The 18020-nt window shown below is 40.3% G+C and carries 15 protein-coding genes and 1 riboswitch; of the genes, 3 read left to right on the top strand and 12 right to left on the bottom strand.

Annotated features, from left to right (window positions below):
- Nucleotides 1–270: 270 nt before the first annotated feature.
- Nucleotides 271–1569 (bottom strand): hypothetical protein, encoded by a 1299-nt coding sequence (locus tag ACH33_RS08435; RefSeq protein ID WP_057898615.1) that lies wholly within the window; start codon nt 1567–1569, stop codon nt 271–273.
- 145 nt (nt 1570–1714) lie between these two features.
- Nucleotides 1715–2467, bottom strand: a complete 753-nt coding sequence (locus ACH33_RS08430) for a serine hydrolase (protein WP_057898614.1) — start codon at nt 2465–2467, stop codon at nt 1715–1717.
- Between the two features lie 106 nt (nt 2468–2573).
- On the opposite strand from ACH33_RS08430, the gene istA reads away from it, so the two are divergent.
- Together istA and istB are read left to right on the top strand one after the other, a co-directional pair.
- Nucleotides 2574–3782 carry an IS21 family transposase gene (gene istA, locus ACH33_RS08425; protein ID WP_057897356.1) on the top strand — a complete coding sequence of 403 codons (1209 nt, stop codon included), beginning with the start codon at nt 2574–2576 and terminating at the stop codon, nt 3780–3782.
- Nucleotides 3779–4534 (top strand): IS21-like element helper ATPase IstB, encoded by a 756-nt coding sequence (istB, locus tag ACH33_RS08420; protein ID WP_057897355.1) that lies wholly within the window; start codon nt 3779–3781, stop codon nt 4532–4534. Before istA ends, istB begins: the two co-directional genes overlap by 4 nt.
- Before the next feature lie 119 nt (nt 4535–4653).
- Here the strand turns inward: istB and ACH33_RS08415 are convergent, their stop codons facing one another.
- The 5 genes from ACH33_RS08415 to thiC all read right to left on the bottom strand — a co-directional run bounded on the left by ACH33_RS08415 (nt 4654) and on the right by thiC (nt 10644).
- Nucleotides 4654–5970, bottom strand: coding sequence for a hypothetical protein (locus ACH33_RS08415; protein ID WP_057898613.1), 1317 nt, complete (start codon nt 5968–5970; stop codon nt 4654–4656).
- 20 nt (nt 5971–5990) lie between these two features.
- Complete coding sequence (locus ACH33_RS08410) at nt 5991–7232, bottom strand: Zn-dependent hydrolase (RefSeq protein WP_057898612.1); 1242 nt, start codon at nt 7230–7232, stop codon at nt 5991–5993.
- The gene (locus tag ACH33_RS08405; protein ID WP_057898611.1) at nt 7229–8353 is read right to left on the bottom strand and encodes a mandelate racemase/muconate lactonizing enzyme family protein; all 1125 of its coding nucleotides are present in this window, start codon (nt 8351–8353) and stop codon (nt 7229–7231) included. The genes ACH33_RS08410 and ACH33_RS08405 overlap by 4 nt, the downstream gene beginning before the upstream one ends.
- 357 nt (nt 8354–8710) lie before the next feature.
- Entirely contained in the window at nt 8711–8881 is a 171-nt protein-coding gene (locus tag ACH33_RS19185; RefSeq protein WP_156424022.1) for a hypothetical protein, read from the bottom strand.
- Nucleotides 8878–10644, bottom strand: coding sequence for a phosphomethylpyrimidine synthase ThiC (gene thiC / locus ACH33_RS08400; RefSeq protein ID WP_057898610.1), 1767 nt, complete (start codon nt 10642–10644; stop codon nt 8878–8880). Before thiC ends, ACH33_RS19185 begins: the two co-directional genes overlap by 4 nt.
- A gap of 164 nt (nt 10645–10808) precedes the next feature.
- Nucleotides 10809–10923, bottom strand: a riboswitch (TPP riboswitch).
- A 381-nt stretch (nt 10924–11304) separates the two neighbouring features.
- On the opposite strand from thiC, the gene ACH33_RS08395 reads away from it, so the two are divergent.
- Entirely contained in the window at nt 11305–11628 is a 324-nt protein-coding gene (locus ACH33_RS08395) for a DMT family transporter (RefSeq protein WP_057898609.1), read from the top strand.
- Nucleotides 11629–11751: 123 nt separating this feature from the next.
- Here the strand turns inward: ACH33_RS08395 and ACH33_RS08390 are convergent, their stop codons facing one another.
- From ACH33_RS08390 to ACH33_RS08365, 5 genes are all read right to left on the bottom strand, one after another.
- Nucleotides 11752–12801 carry an S-layer homology domain-containing protein gene (locus ACH33_RS08390; RefSeq protein ID WP_057898608.1) on the bottom strand — a complete coding sequence of 350 codons (1050 nt, stop codon included), beginning with the start codon at nt 12799–12801 and terminating at the stop codon, nt 11752–11754.
- 372 nt (nt 12802–13173) lie between these two features.
- Nucleotides 13174–14235: a stalk domain-containing protein gene (locus ACH33_RS08385; RefSeq protein ID WP_057898607.1), complete on the bottom strand. Its 1062-nt coding sequence runs from the start codon at nt 14233–14235 to the stop codon at nt 13174–13176.
- Nucleotides 14236–16305: 2070 nt separating this feature from the next.
- Nucleotides 16306–16575, bottom strand: coding sequence for a 2TM domain-containing protein (locus tag ACH33_RS08375; protein ID WP_057898605.1), 270 nt, complete (start codon nt 16573–16575; stop codon nt 16306–16308).
- Between the two features lie 120 nt (nt 16576–16695).
- The gene (locus ACH33_RS08370; protein ID WP_057898604.1) at nt 16696–17268 is read right to left on the bottom strand and encodes a DL-endopeptidase inhibitor IseA family protein; all 573 of its coding nucleotides are present in this window, start codon (nt 17266–17268) and stop codon (nt 16696–16698) included.
- 148 nt (nt 17269–17416) lie between these two features.
- Nucleotides 17417–17809: an ArpU family phage packaging/lysis transcriptional regulator gene (locus tag ACH33_RS08365; protein ID WP_057898603.1), complete on the bottom strand. Its 393-nt coding sequence runs from the start codon at nt 17807–17809 to the stop codon at nt 17417–17419.
- Nucleotides 17810–18020 lie beyond the last annotated feature (211 nt).

The raw sequence follows: 18020 nt of genomic DNA, 5'->3' as shown, positions 1-18020 counted from the left end.
TTACCAATTAGTTCAACCGTATCATTTTTTGTCTTTGTTTATAGTCATATTATACTAAAATAAATAGTTTATTATTCCTATTTATAAAATCATAAACATACTACACAGCCTAAATTGACTAAAATGATATGCATCACAAAACAAATAATAAAGATAAAAATCAGAGGAACGAATGAAATGTGTCCACTAAATAAAAAAAAGACCTGAATTGCATCAGATCTTCTTCACTGAATTGAAAACGAAATAATAGCTGGGCGGCTATGGCGGCAACTAGAAGTTTATTTTATAAATTGAGCGTGGTCTTCCTTTTTGATAAGGCTGTTCTTCACCAGATATTTCTGCATAATTCTTCTCTACAAGTATTTTTAACATTCTCTCCGCACTGCGCCTGCTTAACTGCAAGTAATCAGCCAGATCATTCGCGGAAAAACCATGATTGTGACGCAGATTGGTAAAATTCACTATTTTTGATATACTTGAAACACTAATACCGGTTTTTTTAGCTATTGCAAGAATACGCTCATCCTGACTCTGCAGCTCAAACATTTTTGTTATCTTTTTATTTAATGGCCCAATAACTTTCTTTTCTTCCGTCACAATAAAAACACTGTGTTCGTTCAGTTTTTTTGCATGATACAAGCCAATTTGCGCATGTTCCTCTGCTTCTGTCACCGTAATACCGAAACCAAAACCAAAGTTGATGTTCACATCTTTCATTTCTTTTACATGATTCAATAAAGGAAATACACGGTATCGATCCGTTAGCTGTTCAACACCGCCCCTTGTTCCATAAATCATAAACGTGCGTTCATCGACCGTTTTAACGGACGCATTCATCTTTCGAGCGAACTCTGTAAGAAATCCAAATATAGTAGCTTTTAATTCTTTTACATCATAATGATCCTGATCATGTTGATCAGCTATTTGAACGATTCCAACCGCAATTTGTGAAGATTTACTTAGTAAAAGCTCTCCTATTGTTACAGCTTGTTCAAGTGTAGCGATCATATTTTTTCGTGGAATCATCATACGAAGGCTTGGAATATTTAGTTTCTGCAGTTCATTGTAAACAGACTGCACGCTTGTCAAAACAAATGAAGTTTCACCTTTCTTCCAAAAATCGTAATGAAATTGAACGATCTCATCTGTATACCTATGTTGATTCATTTTGTCTTCAAACTCTTTAATAAAAATTGACGTAGTGTCTAGTCCCAATTCATGAAATATATTATAGACCACTTCTTTTTTTGGAATATCAATAGAAAGCTTTGACGGATAAATACCGAAAGCATGCTGTATATGATATAAAGACAAAGAAAAGGCCAGTTCGTCAAAGGGAATGTAAACAGCATGCAAATTGTACTCCTCAATTTTACCTTTTGCCATATAATAGGGAATGGGACCTGTGAAAAAAAGAACCGTACAGCCCTTTGCTTTTTCAACAAGTTTCAAACTTTCCTCAGGTTTTTCATAAATGAAAGGTTTAATACCGATACGTTCATTCTGATTTAAACGGATGATTTCATGAACCATTTTTTCAGAACCGATCACTGCAATATGAACAACCATTTTATCCTCCAACGGTAACAAAAATCATAAGAAATTGTTTAACATAAAATTCGCTTTTTCGATTCTGTACAAAAAACTTTATATTTAATATTAAACCGCTGAAAAATTACAAAATCAAATAAAAGTTTCCCTTTCCCTTTGGTTCTTATGCACGCAAGTAATGAAAAACAAGTTTTCCCACTTGAGCGATCACCCGTTGGCCAGAAGCATTATCAGACAGTTCTGTTGTTAAAACAGCTACATAAGCATACTTTCCATTAAAACAGAAAATGCCAGCATCATGTTCGGTTCCTGGAAGTTCTCCCGTTTTATGAGCAAGAGTAGCATGAAGGGAAAAACCGCCTGTAATCAAGGCAGGCAATTTTGTATGAAACTGTTGGTTTAAAAGAGTATCATAAACAGCTTTTTTGTTTTCTTCATTTAATATACTTCCTTCTACTATCTCCTTCAAAAAGCGAACGATATCACTGGCCGATGTCATATTATCCTTACCTCGTTTGACCGCCTCATGATCCATCATCATCCGTACCAAAACGGTTTGTCCACAGTTTAAATCAGCCGCTAACTGATTCACAGTATCCATGCCAACATTGCGAATGACCATGTTGGTTGCCGTATTATCAGAAATCATGATCATAAGCGAAATCAGATCTTTTAATGTTAAGCGGAGTTCAGGTGAAAGATGAGAAAGAACGCCCATCCCTCCTACCCTATCTTCGGGTAGGAAGGAATATTCACTGAACAAGTTCAATTTACCTTCTTGTGCTTGACGATATGCTGCAATCATGATTGGAATTTTAATCAAACTTGCAGACGGAAGCGGATCATTTGCATTAATCAAAATGTGGCCCTCATCTGTTTCAATGGCAACACTTACTTTTCCATCGACTTGTGACACTATTCTCTCTACATGTTAAAGCCGATGATAAAATCCCCAATATAGCCGGAATAAAATTCCCCAACCTACAATAAGAACCATAGACATCTGAGAGGAGCTATGGTTCATGATTACGAGAGGGGAATTTTTTATGATCAAGGAGTTATACCGGAAAGGAATGTCTATCTCTGACATTGCCCGGCAGTTGGGGATTGATCGAAAAACAGTTCGTAAGTATCTTGGGGAAAACTCCCCGCCTTTGAAAAAGAAACGAACGAGCCGAGGAAGTAAACTAGACCGCTATAAAGACTACTTGCATAAACGCATGATAGAAGATGGTGTGTTTAACAGCGAGAAACTGTATGGAGAAATCCAGAGCCTTGGTTATACAGGGGGAAGAACGATCCTGAAAGACTACATCAAGCCCTTTCGGGATACGCATAGAGCGAAGTATACCGTACGGTATGAAACGTTGCCTGGAGAACAGATGCAGGTAGACTGGAAAGAAATTGGCACCGTGATCCTACATGGCGAACCAGTCAAGCTGACAATGTTCGTTGCCGTATTAGGATACTCCAGAATGAAGTATGCAGAAGTGACAACGTCTCAAGACCAGGAGCACTTGATGCAGTGTCTCATTCATAGTTTCAAGTATTTTGGCGGTGTTCCGCAACATATCTTGTTTGACAACATGAAGACTGTGACAGATGGACGGGAACAAGGTGTGGTGAAGTGGAATGAACGATTTGCGGAGTTTGCCTCTTACTACTCCTTCACTCCGAAGGCTTGTAAGCCCTACAGGGCTCAAACAAAGGGCAAAGTAGAGCGAGCCATTCAGTACATTATAAATTCATTCTATGTAGGGACATCTTACGATTCGGTAGAGGATCTGAACCAACAGCTTCTTCGATGGCTGGATCGCGTTGGAAACCGCAAGAAAAACGATACGACAGGGGTTTCTCCGCAAGAGCGTTGGGCAGAAGAAAAGCTTCAGCCGATTCTCCAGAAAGCGGACTATGACACAAGTTATCGTTCCTATCGCAAGACGCATTTCGACGGGACGTTCTCCTATCGTGGCGTGAAATGGATTGTGGATCCAGAGTACTCACAAAAAGAGATACTGGTCAAAGAGTCCCTAGATGGACAAGTGACAGCCTACTATCAAGGAGTGCGCATCTCGTGCAAACAGCTTCACGAGAACGTGATTTTCCTTCCGCAAAAGCAAAATGAGAAACAGGACATTGGAGTTGGCCGCTCTCAACCCGCTTCTCATTTTGAGGTACATACTCGTTCGCTTTCTGAATATGACGAGCTCACCGGAGGTGAGATGTCATGATGGAGAAAATCGAAGAGTACTGTCAAAGATTAAATTTACCGACCATATGCGATATGTGGTCGGAAGCAGCAGAACAAGCTGCCAAGAATAATGTACCATACTCTGCGTTTTTATTCAGCCTTCTAGAAGCAGAAATTGCGCAGAAGCATCAACGTACAACGGAAACGTTACTCAAGTTGGCGAAACTACCGTTTCGCAAAACGTTGGACGAGTTTGACTTCTCTGTGCAGACTTCTGTAGATGAACGGCGTATTCGAGAATTGATGACCCTTTCATTCTTGAAACACAAAGAGAACCTCATCTTTCTTGGTCCTCCCGGCATTGGGAAAACACATCTTGCCGTTTCCATCGCTCTTGAGGCAATTGGACAAGGGCATAAGGTATATTTCATTACAGCACAGGAGCTAATCTCCCAGTTACGAAAAGCGGACCAAGAAGGAAAGTTGGAGAAAAAGCTTCGCACATTCGTAAAGCCAAGTTTACTCATTGTGGATGAGATGGGTTATATGCATCTAGAGCACGGAAGTGCCCACTATCTTTTTCAAGTCATCTCTCGCCGCTATGAACGTGGTTCTATCATCATGACCTCCAACAAGTCATTTGGTGAATGGGGAGAAGTATTGGGAGATCCAGTTATTGCGACAGCGATGTTGGATCGACTTCTGCATCATTCTCGTATCTTTAACATGAAAGGTGAAAGCTACAGATTACGGGAAAAGAAGGCTGCATCACGAAAACAGAAGGGTTCGTGAGGAGCCCTTCTGGGGAATTTTAAAACGGCGATTTTGGGGAAGTTATAGCCGGCCTTGACACTACATCTCTTCTAAGTTTCTGCCAGTCCATATTAAGCCACCTCTTTATCCGTCATAGTTTACAAAAATAACACACGTATAACAATAAATAAAACGACAATAATGGTTACAAACACCCCGAAGATAATTACATTCTTAAGATCTTTTGAGCGAGCAAGTCCCATTGCTCCTAAAGCATCTCCGGTCGGATACAAGAAGAACGGCATTTGTGAACCGACAAGTAGTGCCAACACCCAGACAGACATCGGAATATGCAAGTCCATGACAGTTGGAATGAACATCTTATGCATAAGAATGGAGTGTGCAACCGCTGCACCAGGAATACCCGCAATGTTTACGATCGTGCTTAATATCACCATTGTAGCTTGTCCGCCATTCTCTACATAAGGAAGAAGCAAGTTTTTAAGCGCTTCAAAACCTCCCATTTTTTCAGTAAAATAAATGAATGGCGTAAATAAAACAAATTGAATGAAGATCCACAGCAATGGTTTTGCACCTTCTACAAATGTATCAGCAATTTGATTCGGTGACATTCTGCCGGCAAGACCAGTTATAATGGCTGTTAATAAAATGACGACAATCGTATACGTTGATCCGCCTTTAATCATGATACCGTATACAATAGATGCGATGAGCGTTACTAAAAAGGCAACTGTTGCCTGAGTTGTAATTTTTTTTTGTTTCAGCTCCACTTCCAGTTCTTTCTGATTGAAACCGCTTAAATCTTCTTCCGGATAAGAATGCTCAATAAGAGACTTCTTCAGAATCATTTTTGAATAAACGAATGTGCATAACCATATAATGATGGCAACCGGAAGACCAGCATGCAAAAGCACTTGAGGATACGTTAATCCTGTCAATTCCATTAATGTAACTACTGGCGGAGTAAATGGTCCGATTAAAATCCCCGCCGCCGCTGCGCCGTGAAAAATAATTGCTACAACGCTCGATGATAATCCAGCCGCTGCCACTACCGGGATAAGTACGGGTGCAACAATGGCATTCGCACCTGCCAACGTTCCTAATAATGCAGCTAATAAAGATGATGCTATCATTGTGCTAATCATTGCTTTATTGGGCGTATTAATGCCGACTTTATTCATAATAAAATACACAATATTACGGGCAACTCCTGTTTTTTCCGCAATTTTTCCAAGTCCGCCGCCCGCCAAAATAACCAGACCAATATAAGCGATAAAATCTGTCAGCCCGTTTTTCCCAATGACCTTTGCAACATCCATTAAACTTGCACCGCTCATAACCGCTCCAACAATAATGGCACCGGAAATGGCAGCGATCGGATTCCACTTTCTGAATATTAGGATAATAAAAACGATAAGGGGGACAAGCCCCCAGAGCGAAGGGGAATGAATCATAAAAATCCTCCTTTTTTGTTTTAATCAAGTTGCTCATCTACGTTCAAAATAGCTTGAAGCATCACATTACTGGCAATTTCAATATCGTCCGGGGTACTATATTCTTGTGGACAATGGCTCTTTCCGTTGATACTTTTTACAAAAATCATCGCCGTTTTTGAAATATCAGCCATATGGCTTGCATCATGTCCGGCCATACTTGCCAATCTTACAATTGGCACATGACGTTCCTGTGCTGCCTTTTCAATACAAGCAACAATATCCATATCTAAATGAACAGGTTTTTGGTTAAGAATATTTTGCTCTTTAACGTCCACTTGACGTGCCTTTCTAATCTTTTTCCATTCCGCTTTAATATTGGCTACAAGCCGTTGAATATCTTCTTCCGTTTCTCCACGTACTTCGAGAATAAACTCTACTTTTCCCGGTATTATATTTGCTGCATTTGGAAAAACGTTAAACTTTCCAACCGTACAAACGGTATCTTTCGCATCCTCTCTTCCAAGCTTTTCTGCTATGAGCACCATTTCTGCCGCTGCTGTAAGCGCATCAAAGCGATGTTCCATCATCGTCGTTCCGGCATGATTTGCCTGGCCGATAACAGTCACTTGATCGCGGTAAATACCGACAATTTTATCAACGGAAGCAACTGAAATATTTTGTTGCTCCAAACGTTTACCTTGTTCGATATGAAGCTCAATAAAAGCTTTTTTGTCTTTCTTGGCTTGAGCCATTTCGGAAAAATACTCTAGGCCGCCGCCTGCTTTTTGAAAACAGTCGGCCAAACGTGTGCCTTTCGAATCTGTCACATCCATCAGGTGTTCAGGAAGTAATTTTCCAGTAAAACTGCGGCTGCCCATAGTAGACACATTAAAATCGTTTGGTTCCTCAGCGGTAAACGATACAATTTCAAGATCATGATTCAGCATGATATTATGGTCTTTTAATGTTCGAATGATTTCTTTTGCGACTAAGACACCTAAAGCACCATCATATTTTCCCCCGTTAGGTACGGTGTCAAGATGAGAACCAATGACAATCGTTCCCTTTTTTCGACCATTTCCCTTCATCAACCCCCATATGTTAGAGGCACCGTCCACTTTTACTTCAAGTCCGAGTTGTTTGAGTTCGTTAATAAATAAGTCCCTTACTTCAAAATCCGCTTCCGAAAAACTTGGTCTTGTTATGCCGTTGTTTGGATCTTTTCCATAACGTGCATACTTTTCTAAATCATTTTGCAGTCGTTCAATCGAGATGTTCATTTAGACTCTCTCCCAAGTAATGAGATGTTGACATCAATGCCTAATCCTGGCTTGTCCGAGACTTTCATCGCTCCGTTTTCCACTAGATCCATCATAGGCGTTTCAGTAATGTCATATTCATGCAAATAAGCTCCACATATAAAGTCGCTCGGATTTTTGACAACTGGGGTACTTGTAACAAATTGGGCACTTGCGGCAATGCCGATACCGAGCTCCAAGTTGCTTCCAACCGTACAGGACATTCCTGCCGCTTCCGCCAATGCAGCAATCTTTCGAGATTGATAAATTCCGCCTACTTTACAAACTTTCAAATTGATAATATCAGCGATGCCAAGTTTGATGGCATTCATCGCGTCTTCAGGGCTAAAGACCGTTTCATCGATCATGATTGGTGTTTTTACTTTTTCACGGATTTCTTTTATACCGAAAATGTTCCATTTTCGAACTGGCTGTTCAACCGACTCAATTTCGCCCGTCTCCTCAAGTTCCTTAATCACTTTAATTGCAGTCGGTACATCATATCCCTGGTTCGCATCCAGGCGAATCTTTGCCTCTTTTCCTGAATCGCTTATCGCTTTACGAATTAGATTCACTAAAGTGATATCTCTTTTCGGCTCATTTCCAACTTTAATTTTGATCACGTTGAATCCTTCATTCACTCGTCGTATGGCTTCTTCGTAAGCATCTTCATTATTCTTAATACCCACCACATATGTGAGTGGAACCGTTTTTCTAGCTTCTCCACCCATCAATTTATAGAGCGGCTGGTTCAACGTTTTTCCCCATGCATCATGAAGCGCGATGTCAATCGCTGATTTTGCTGCTGTTTGTGCGTAAATCACCTGATTCATTTTCGTATGTGCAACCGCTATTTCGTCAACAGGCAAGCCAATCAACGCCGGTGCTAAATAAAGGTCGTTTACCAGCTTAATTGTTTCTGCCGTCTCCCCCATGAAGGCCGGAGATGGAGCGGCTTCACCGAAGCCGTGAATGCCATTTTCCAAAATTACTTCTACAATAGCATGTTGTCTTATGTTTGCAGAATACAAAGAAATTTGCCACTTGTTTTTAAGCGGTACTTCTACAATGTGAGTGACTATTTTCTTTATTCTATTGGTCATTCTCTGTTACCTCCTGTTTTGTCGTTATATAGTCGTTAATAGGGTAAAAAATAACTTTTTATCATTTTCCGATATTTTAATTTTGTCGCTATAATTTCGTTAATTAGAATATACTCGTTTCTTTGTTTTTTGTCAATTAGAACTTTTTTTTCAATATCAAAATATGACTGATTCTTTTCTCTCTAAGACGGGTAACACTCGTTACCGCCTCCATCTGATATTGTTAATTGGAAACTCTGTTAGAGCAGTACACCTAGATTTCTAGCAACAAAAGATAGGTAATTTTACCAAAGACGTAAAGGCATCTGCCATTATAAATTTTGCAGATGCCTTCAAGCTTGCTTAGCTCTTGAACTCTTAATAATAAAGCGCCTCAGAGAATCCGCACTTTTTGCATGTCCGCACATACGCGTCTTCTTTAAAATCATGTTTACATGTATCCTGTATCGTCCGTAACTGCTTCTTTAACAAAAGAATCTCTCTCGATAGCACTGCGATCCGATTTTCAATTTCTTTTACTTGTTTCACCGATAAATTTCACTTCCACTTTCACGGAATTCCCTGGCCTTTTCTTTCATCCCTTCACTCAGTGCGTCTTGCATATCCAATCCTTTGCTTTCCGCATACGCCCGAATGTCCTGTGTAATGCGCATACTACAAAATTTTGGGCCGCACATGGAACAAAAATGAGCGTTCTTTGCTCCCTCCGCCGGCAGTGTTTCATCATGGTATTCCCTCGCCCTTTCCGGGTCAAGCGAAAGATTGAATTGATCGTACCAGCGAAACTCAAACCGCGCCTTTGAAAGAGCGTCGTCGCGCACCTGTGCTCCGGGATGTCCTTTGGCCAGATCCGCTGCGTGGGCCGCAATCTTATATGTGACGACTCCCTGGCGCACATCTTCCTTGTTCGGCAAACCAAGATGCTCTTTTGGCGTAACATAACACAGCATGGACGTTCCGTACCATCCGATCATCGCCGCACCAATCGCAGAAGTAATGTGGTCATACCCTGGGGCAATGTCTGTTGTCAACGGCCCCAACGTATAAAAAGGAGCCTCCTGGCAAATTTCGAGTTGCTTATCCATATTTTCCTTAATTTTATGCATGGGTACATGTCCAGGCCCTTCCACCATTACCTGTACATCATGCTCCCATGCGATTTTGGTAAGTTCTCCAAGCGTTTCCAGCTCAGCAAACTGCGCTTCATCGTTTGCATCAGCAATACTTCCAGGCCGCAGTCCATCCCCTAACGAAAATGCAACATCATACGTTTTCATAATCTCGCAGATCTCTTCAAAATGCGTATACAAAAAGTTTTCTTGGTGATGCGCCAAACACCATGCAGCCATAATAGACCCACCGCGTGAAACAATTCCTGTGACGCGTTTGGCTGTGAGCGGTATATAGCGTAATAATACCCCGGCGTGGATCGTAAAATAATCGACTCCCTGTTCAGCCTGCTCAATTAACGTATCCCGATAAATTTCCCATGTTAATTCTTCCGCTTTTCCTCCCACTTTCTCTAATGCTTGATAAATGGGAACCGTACCGACCGGAACCGGAGAATTTCGGATAATCCACTCGCGTATTGTATGAATATTTTTGCCGGTGGAAAGATCCATAATCGTATCGGCACCCCAGCGAATCGCCCATGTCATTTTTTCCACTTCCTCTTCAATGGAAGAAGTAACGACTGAATTCCCAATATTCGCATTAATTTTTACATGAAAATTTCTCCCGATAATCATCGGTTCGCTTTCTGGATGATTAATATTCGCTGGAATAATCGCCCGACCCGCCGCCACTTCCTGCCTTACAAATTCGGGGGCCATATTCTCGCGAATAGCGACAAACTCCATCTCTGGCGTAATGATACCACGCCGCGCGTAGTGAAGCTGTGTGACATTTTTTCCTTTCTTTGCACGAAGCGGACGGCGTGTGTATCCTGGAAATTCTTCCTGCACAGCCCGGTCGACACTCGAACGAAATCCATTATCTTCCGGCTTTACTTTTCTTCCTTCATACTCTTCTACATCGCCACGCTCCTCAATCCAAGTACGGCGAATTTTCGGCAATCCTTCCCTTATATTTACGCTATACGTCTCATCCGTATAAGGACCGCTCGTATCGTATACGCGAACCGGCTTATTTTCCTGCAACGCCTCTCCGCTTTTTGAAGGGCTTAAGGCAATTTCACGCACCGGCACCCGAATATCGGGCCTTGACCCTTCCACATACACTTTTTTGCTATTTGGGAATTTTTCGACAGTTAAATTTCTTACTTGTTCCATACTACCTTTATCCTCCTTTTCCAATTTGAATACATTGCAAAAGGACAAGACAAGGATCATAACCGTGCCGCGGATGAATATATCAAAAAAGCCGGATTCACAAGGACCCGGCTCTTCTTAACAAAACATCTGCACACCCGCAATAGATGGGAAGACGCAAACATTACGCATGCAAACTACTTTCCTACGCTGGTATGATCCAGATCAGGTCCCAAGGGTTTAGAAACGTACGCGTGTTTCATTCTCAGCCCGGACTCCCGGACACCCCTAGTAGTAAAATGATTCAGTTGTAAACTTCGCGCAGCCAAAAGACCCTGCGCTTAAGAAAATTATACCAATAAATTACTAGATTGTAAAATGGAAATTTTACAAGCAAATTTTGTCTTACCATCCCCTTGTAGGATAGTAAGACAAAAGATAATATAAGTATAGTAAGAACGTTTTTTCTTTGATACCGGAATCATACGGAGTTGTGGTAGGGAATTAGCTACTACGTAAAATGATTCCTGTACCAATAGGTAAAAATGGTGTACGACGAAAACTGTCGGAGGGTACGCTCATGAAGATATGGATGCTCGTTGGCGGTTCAACCCAGAAAGCTCTGTCGAGAGAACAGTCAGTTGTTCACTTATCCTTAAAATAAGAGAGGGGGAGATATCCATGCATTGGATTTATCTAATTCTTGCGATTGGTTTTGAAGTCGCCGGAACGACATGTATGAAACTTGCACAGGGATTTACTAAAATACTCCCATCCATAATGATGGGCATTTTTTATGTGGCCAGTCTTTCTTTTTTAACAATATCATTGAAAAAAATCGATGTAAGCTTAGCATATGCTATCTGGTCCGGTCTGGGAACAGCGATCATCGCCATTATCGGCGTTTTTCTCTTTAAAGAATCGCTGACGGCGGCAAAAATAACCGGCATTATTTTTATCATTCTGGGCGTTGTGCTGCTTAATCTGTATGGAGAAGCGCACTAATATACGACAAATAGAGACTGCTACCTTCGCCATGCGAGACTTTCACCCTACAGACAGCACCCATGCCAGGCATACAAAAAAAGCGCAAAAGTCTCCTACACTTCTGCGCTTTTTTGTTCATACCTATAGATATCGTTTCACACCAACCACCTTGTAGTGAGACAAATACCAGTCGATATCATTTATCTTCACCTCGCCCTGACCACTGGCTGCATGCGCCATTCGGCCCTGGCCCACATAGATACCTACATGCGATATTTTTCCGTCTCCAGTATCAAAGAAAAGCAAATCGCCTGGCTGCATGTTTTTTAAAGAAACAGACGTTCCTTTTTCGAATTGCTGGCTTGTGGTGCGTGGTAAATCAACACCAAGGGATTTGTATACATATTGTGTAAATCCGCTGCAATCAAATCCTTTAGGTGTTGTACCACCCCAACGATACGGCGTGCCAAGCAACGGCTCGACTTTGCGCATCACCAACTCATCAAGACGAGAATCCGTACGAGATGCTACCTGGCGTACCGGTTCTGTTTTTGGCACGGAACCGAACAATGCTTTCTGCAATATAACAGCCGCTTCAGCACGTGTTAATTCTTTCTGTGGATTGAAATAGCCATCGTCTCCTAAAAAAACTTGTCTTTGTGCAACTGCTTGTACGCTATCAATAGCCCAGTTACTCACTTTGGCTTTGTCCAAGTACGGCAACTGCCGATCGGAATGAGAATAGTTAAACGTGTGGGCGATAATTACAGCTGCTTCTTCCCGCGTAATCGGACGCTCTGGAGCGAAGCGGGTGTCTGATACACCTTTAACGATTCCCATTTGGTATGCTTTTTTGACTGGTTTATAGTACCAACTGCTTTCCGCTACATCTATAAATGGAAAGGTATGTATATTTTCTTCTTTTTCTATCGCCCTTGATAAAATCGCAGCAAATTCTGCGCGAGTTATCTTTTTGTTCGGCGAGAATGTGTTTGCGGTTGTTCCTTTTACTATCCCTTTTTCATAAAGATTATAAATGCTTGGTACTGCCCATGATACGTTGGATACATCCGTAAAATTCCTGCTTGCTTCCGCCGTTCCAGAAAAAAACGGGGCGAATCCACTTGTTAAAGACACCGAAAACAATCCTGTCATTACTAGCTGCTTAATCCCTGTTTTTTTCGTTTTCATAGCCTCTTTCCTTCATAGAATTGGTTGTTATCTGCTTTATTAAACACCACTCTTTGTTTCCGTTGGATCTTTCTACTTATCATATAAATATCGTAGAAGTTACCTTTCACATTATAAAAATGAATTGTTATCAAACTATGATCGTTTTGTGAAATTTTTAAACATCCCTTACCTCATTATCTTCCAGCATGCACCATAAACCATTGACAATTCGACTACGTTTTTGCTTATATTTTTTTCTCACAGGCACAATCGATCAATATGGAACTCGAAAACACCTGCATTAGTTTTTAGAATAAGGGTTGCGAAATAACTTGGAAATAAAAATGAACCTCCCTCCACTTATAGAAGTGGGAGAGGTTCATAAACGATTTATTCAGGCAATGGAGACCACTTTATTTCTTCTTCAATAGGCTGTGTTTCACCAGGTATGATTGAATAATATGGATTAGCATACAACAGCCTTGTTATAAACCATCCTTCTTTACCATCTACCGTAAGTTTTTCGATAATAAATTTTTCAGTACCTAGAGTCGAGCCAAAAGAAGTGATTTCTGGATAAGTCACTGTATATTCTACGGCTGTCTCGCTAAGTTTCTTTTCTTCTTTGACTGTGATGGGCCCAACCCAGGGACTTGATCCTCCAGTTGTCCAATTTTTTTCACGAACACGTTCTTCAGCCTTTTTCCGAAGCTCTGGTGATAATACAGCGTATTGAAGAGCTCCGCTCCGTGTCTGCTCGCCACGTCCCCATAGCTTCATTGCTTCTTCAGGTGTAGAAGCAACAAGAGCATCTTCGACCGCTGCTAGTTGCTGCTCAATCTCCGCTTTGTTTGGCGCTTGAATAAAAAGTTGATTTGTTTCTTTGTTATACTGAACATCTGCCCAAAATAATTGCTCCAGCCAATCCATAGGAATATAAAAATGCCCATTATGATTTTCCGCACTATTAACGGCATAAGAAACATATTCACGATTGACTGTAATTGAAATCACTCGTTTAAGAGATGAATCCGGAAGATTCAAAACCAATTCGTGATCGCGATGGAATAAGGGCTGGTTTTGAAGAAAAAGCCATGCCTTTTTTGCATTTTCTGTAAGAGGCCACATTTCTGCTTCTTTACTTGCCTCATATGTTTCCAATGCTCTATTATAGGAGGCTAATTTCGCTATCTTATCCGTAACGTCTTCTGTCTGAATGAATATATCACGTGTTTTAGGATCCCATTTGATAGAACGAGCACCTAACTGTTCGGCAGCCCACCGAATAGGAACCATAACTTGGCCATTTACTACGTGTATACCCGGTGGCGTAGCAACGGTAGAACCGTTGACTTGAATAGTGAGAGGAGAAGCGACAGATGCATACGCTTCTACTGATCCTAAAATTAACATTGTGACCAGAATTGATAGAATCGCCCAAGCTTTTTTCATTTTTTACTCAACCTTTCATCTGTTGTTTAAAAGCAATAATGGGAAATTTCTCATAGTAAAAAACGTGATCTAATGATAAGGAAGTACTGTATGTAAAAATCTCAATGGAACATCCCTAATCCAAAGTATGCAAAGCTAAAAATCACAAGTAAAGAAATAATATAATAATATGGCTGTTTTATAATCTTAAAACTGTATTTACCTAGAAGTCGAAAAACAGCATCCTCTGTTTTATAGCCGAAGAAAATCATAATCACAGAGAAGAGAAAAAATACTGTCCACCCATAATTTTTAGGAATGAACATGATTAAAAACATGACTAGAGGTAAAAAAGTGCAGGTATGGAGCAATCTCCCTAAAGTATTGACTCGGATTTTATCCTTTTCTTTTGTATTTTGATACCACTTTTTTATTGAAAACACCATTCAACACCTCTACCGCCTCTATTTTCTATATTTTACATCAATACCCTTTATTTTAATACTCTTTATTTTGTTGGAAAATGGTATTGTAAAACAAAAATGACTGCTAATACTATCAATCCAGATACATACTTCATTACGAACCACTTGTAGAAAGTTGAGGAATAACCTATGGATTTACAGGATTTACGTTAGCATTGCTTCAAACAAAAAGGGGCAGGGGAGGCTTTTCCATTCGAAGATGATGTACACGTTTGAAGCTTCGTTTCCTCATACACACCCAGAGCATACAGGCCATATGCCACGAGCGCACATCAGGCCCGAAAGGAAGGGCATGTGAACGTCTGTTATCCATATAAGCATAAAGAAGTATTTCAACACAAAGTGGGCAGTAGACGATTTTACGATTGACCCCAACAGACGCAAAAGTCGAAGCATTCACCGCCTGCGTAACAAGAAGCTCGCGGAGCTTCAGCGCAAGGAGAAAAAATCTTATATATCAAGCGTTTCCCTGAGCTCTTGTATGAGTCTAAACATTTCTGGCCAGAGAAAAAATCTTATATATCAAGCGTTTCCTCTCTCCGAAGCATTTTTTTGCTTTATGTTATAAGAATAAGGGTTGCGAAACAATTTGGAAAAACAAAGGTAAATAAAATTAAATATCTCTGTTTATCTCAAGTTTTTGCAAGAGGAGAGAGAATAAAAAGGAAAGAAATAAACTAAGTATGTGGTCAAAAATGTGATCAAACAAAAACCCGGCCTTGCGCCGGGTCTTCTCTTTCACTCGCTCGTACAAAAGCTAAACATCCCAAGCCCTCTTACGATAGGAATGAGGGAAATTTTTCTAAATAAAAAGCCGCTACTATAAGCAGCGACCTTCTTCCCACTACGTTCAGATAATTACTACAAAGTACAACTGTTAAACTTTATATCCCACTACGTTCAAATAAATCTAATGATGATTAATGATACCATTTAAGTCTCTATAAATCAGTTTCAATTCCTCATAGGTAAGCTACAAACCGGGGAGCGCGGTCGCGGAATTGGCGAAGTATACGAGTTTCAATTCCTCATAGGTAAGCTACAAACTTTTCGGGTTTTTCGTCTGCCGCAAGAAGAATCTGGTTTCAATTCCTCATAGGTAAGCTACAAACCCATTTTACATGAAAACATACATAATGAGAACCCTTGCGGCATAACGTTTTTTTAGTTCTCACACCAAAATATAAACATACGCCATATGATAAGCTATTTTTTACGTCCTATCGCCAACTTCCATGTTTATACGTATTTAAACCAAAACCACATGTCGTCGATCCCCCACCTTTTTTGCAGGATTAGATGTCGACGACATCGACAACAATCGTTATTTATTTTGACCTATATCGTTATATAAATTTGCTTTGAGATTTCGATGTTTCAAACAACCAATTCTGGATAATACTTTCTCAGGACACGAATGAATAAATTCAAAAAAATGAGAAACAGATAAGCGAATCTCCGATTCATCTTCTCGTACTCTTCATCTCCAGGCTACAGTTCAACACGTGGATTATACTGCGCTGGGTTAATGCTACTTACTGGTACTTTCCATATTTCCATGTTGCCATTCACCTCCAAAGCAAAATAAAAAGCACCGCGTGGGTGCCTATTCCTTGTCCATAAACTCTTGAATTTTCTTTTTCTCCCATTCTGAACCGAATAATCCTCCAAATCCCAGAACTGTTATGCCGTGAGCGAGTAGTCCAATCCCCCATCCGAACAAAGGAAAATAAAACCAAGTACTATCACGGGAAAATAGCAAATCAATAAAAAACAAACCGATGTTAACTAAAATAAAAACAACCAAATGAATATAAAACCCTTTTAGCGCTTTTACTCTTTTTTTTGCTCTAAGATACTTCTCGTTTTTTTCCATTTTCTTCACATCCTTTCCCTAATAAAATCAAACGTGAAAAAAAAGAAAAAGTTTCATAAATAAGACCGCTCCCCTCGGAACGGCCTCCTTCGCTTATCTTCTGACACTATCTTCTGTTCTTTAAAAAAGCGTTTCTGGCGGCGTAGCAATTCGCCATACACCATTTACTTTTTTTACTTTTATTGTTTTAATTTCCGGTTTTGATTGATTATCAGGATAAGGGATTGATAATTTATATTCCTTAGTTGTTGAAGAGCTTTTAGTCAGTTTTGCTGTTGCTTTATCAAATTCTAGAATGTTTCCTGTATCCGCATTTACCTGTGCCATTCTTCCTTTGTACTCAATGAAGCGCTTTTTTATATATGCTTCACTTGCTTCTTTTGTGAATGTCTTCATTAAATAATCAAGTAGCTTTTTTCTTGTGCCAATATCAGAAGAAAGATATCGATACTCAGAATTTTTTACATTGAAGACTTCCATTTTTCCCTTGCCACCACCATCAGCGTAAAAATATCGTTTTTTTGCTTCTACAATTAACGAAATGATATTCTTTTCGTTTATTGCTTTGATTTGTGTAGGATCTACAGCTCTTTGTTTTGTAACAGCTGCTGCAACAGGTTCTGCAATGACAGGATTAACAGAAAGTAAACCACAAGACACCACTAAGCAACCAATTAGCATTTGTTTTTTCATGTTTACATCCTCCTTTAGCTTTCTACTTTCTAAACGAAAGGTTGAAGGAAAATGTTGCTACTACCTTTCCGTAAAAAAGCCTTCACTGGATTTTTTATGCTGACACCGGCTCATCAGCCAATACTTCCAGATTCAACATGAATGCAAGCTAATATACGGCCTTTGCTTTCTGTCTTCCATACGTACTCTCTGACATTCCTAACTCTGTGCAGACAATATAATCAAAGACATCCTCATCTTCTAAATAGCGCTTCTCGATGATTTGACGCTGACGTTTCGGTAGACGCTTAACCGCTCTTTCAACGCGCACTGTAAGCCTTCGGACCCTTTCTTCCTCGTCCACATTCCATGTGGCAAACTCAGCCACCTGGTCACTTGTCTTATTGGTCGCACCGTGATACCGAGCTTCATAAGCAGGCGTCATCTCGATTTCACGACGAACAAAACCAATCTGACGATAAATACGTGCCGTCTTCAACGCTTCTTCTACGCGGCGCTGTGTAGCCCTCCGGTTAATCTTCGGCAAAAACGATAATTGCATACCTAATTCCCCCTGCTCATGGTAAATTATTTTTATAGGAAGTAAGCAGGGACCCCTACCCGGTTGGTGGCCGGGAGGGGATTTTTTTATTTATATATCCAAAAAATTGAAACTTTCTACCTTTTTATTCCGTTTATAATATGACTCCCTTTTTTTACTACCTCTATATAGAGGTAGCAGTGTATAAGGCACACCTCTTTTACTTCCCCTT

It is taken from the genome of Aneurinibacillus sp. XH2 (assembly GCF_001439585.2).
In the GTDB taxonomy this organism is placed as follows: Bacteria; Bacillota; Bacilli; order Aneurinibacillales; family Aneurinibacillaceae; genus Aneurinibacillus; species Aneurinibacillus thermoaerophilus.
The sequence above is the reverse complement of the archived record's forward strand: the minus strand, read 5'-3'. Positions and strand labels throughout refer to the sequence as shown.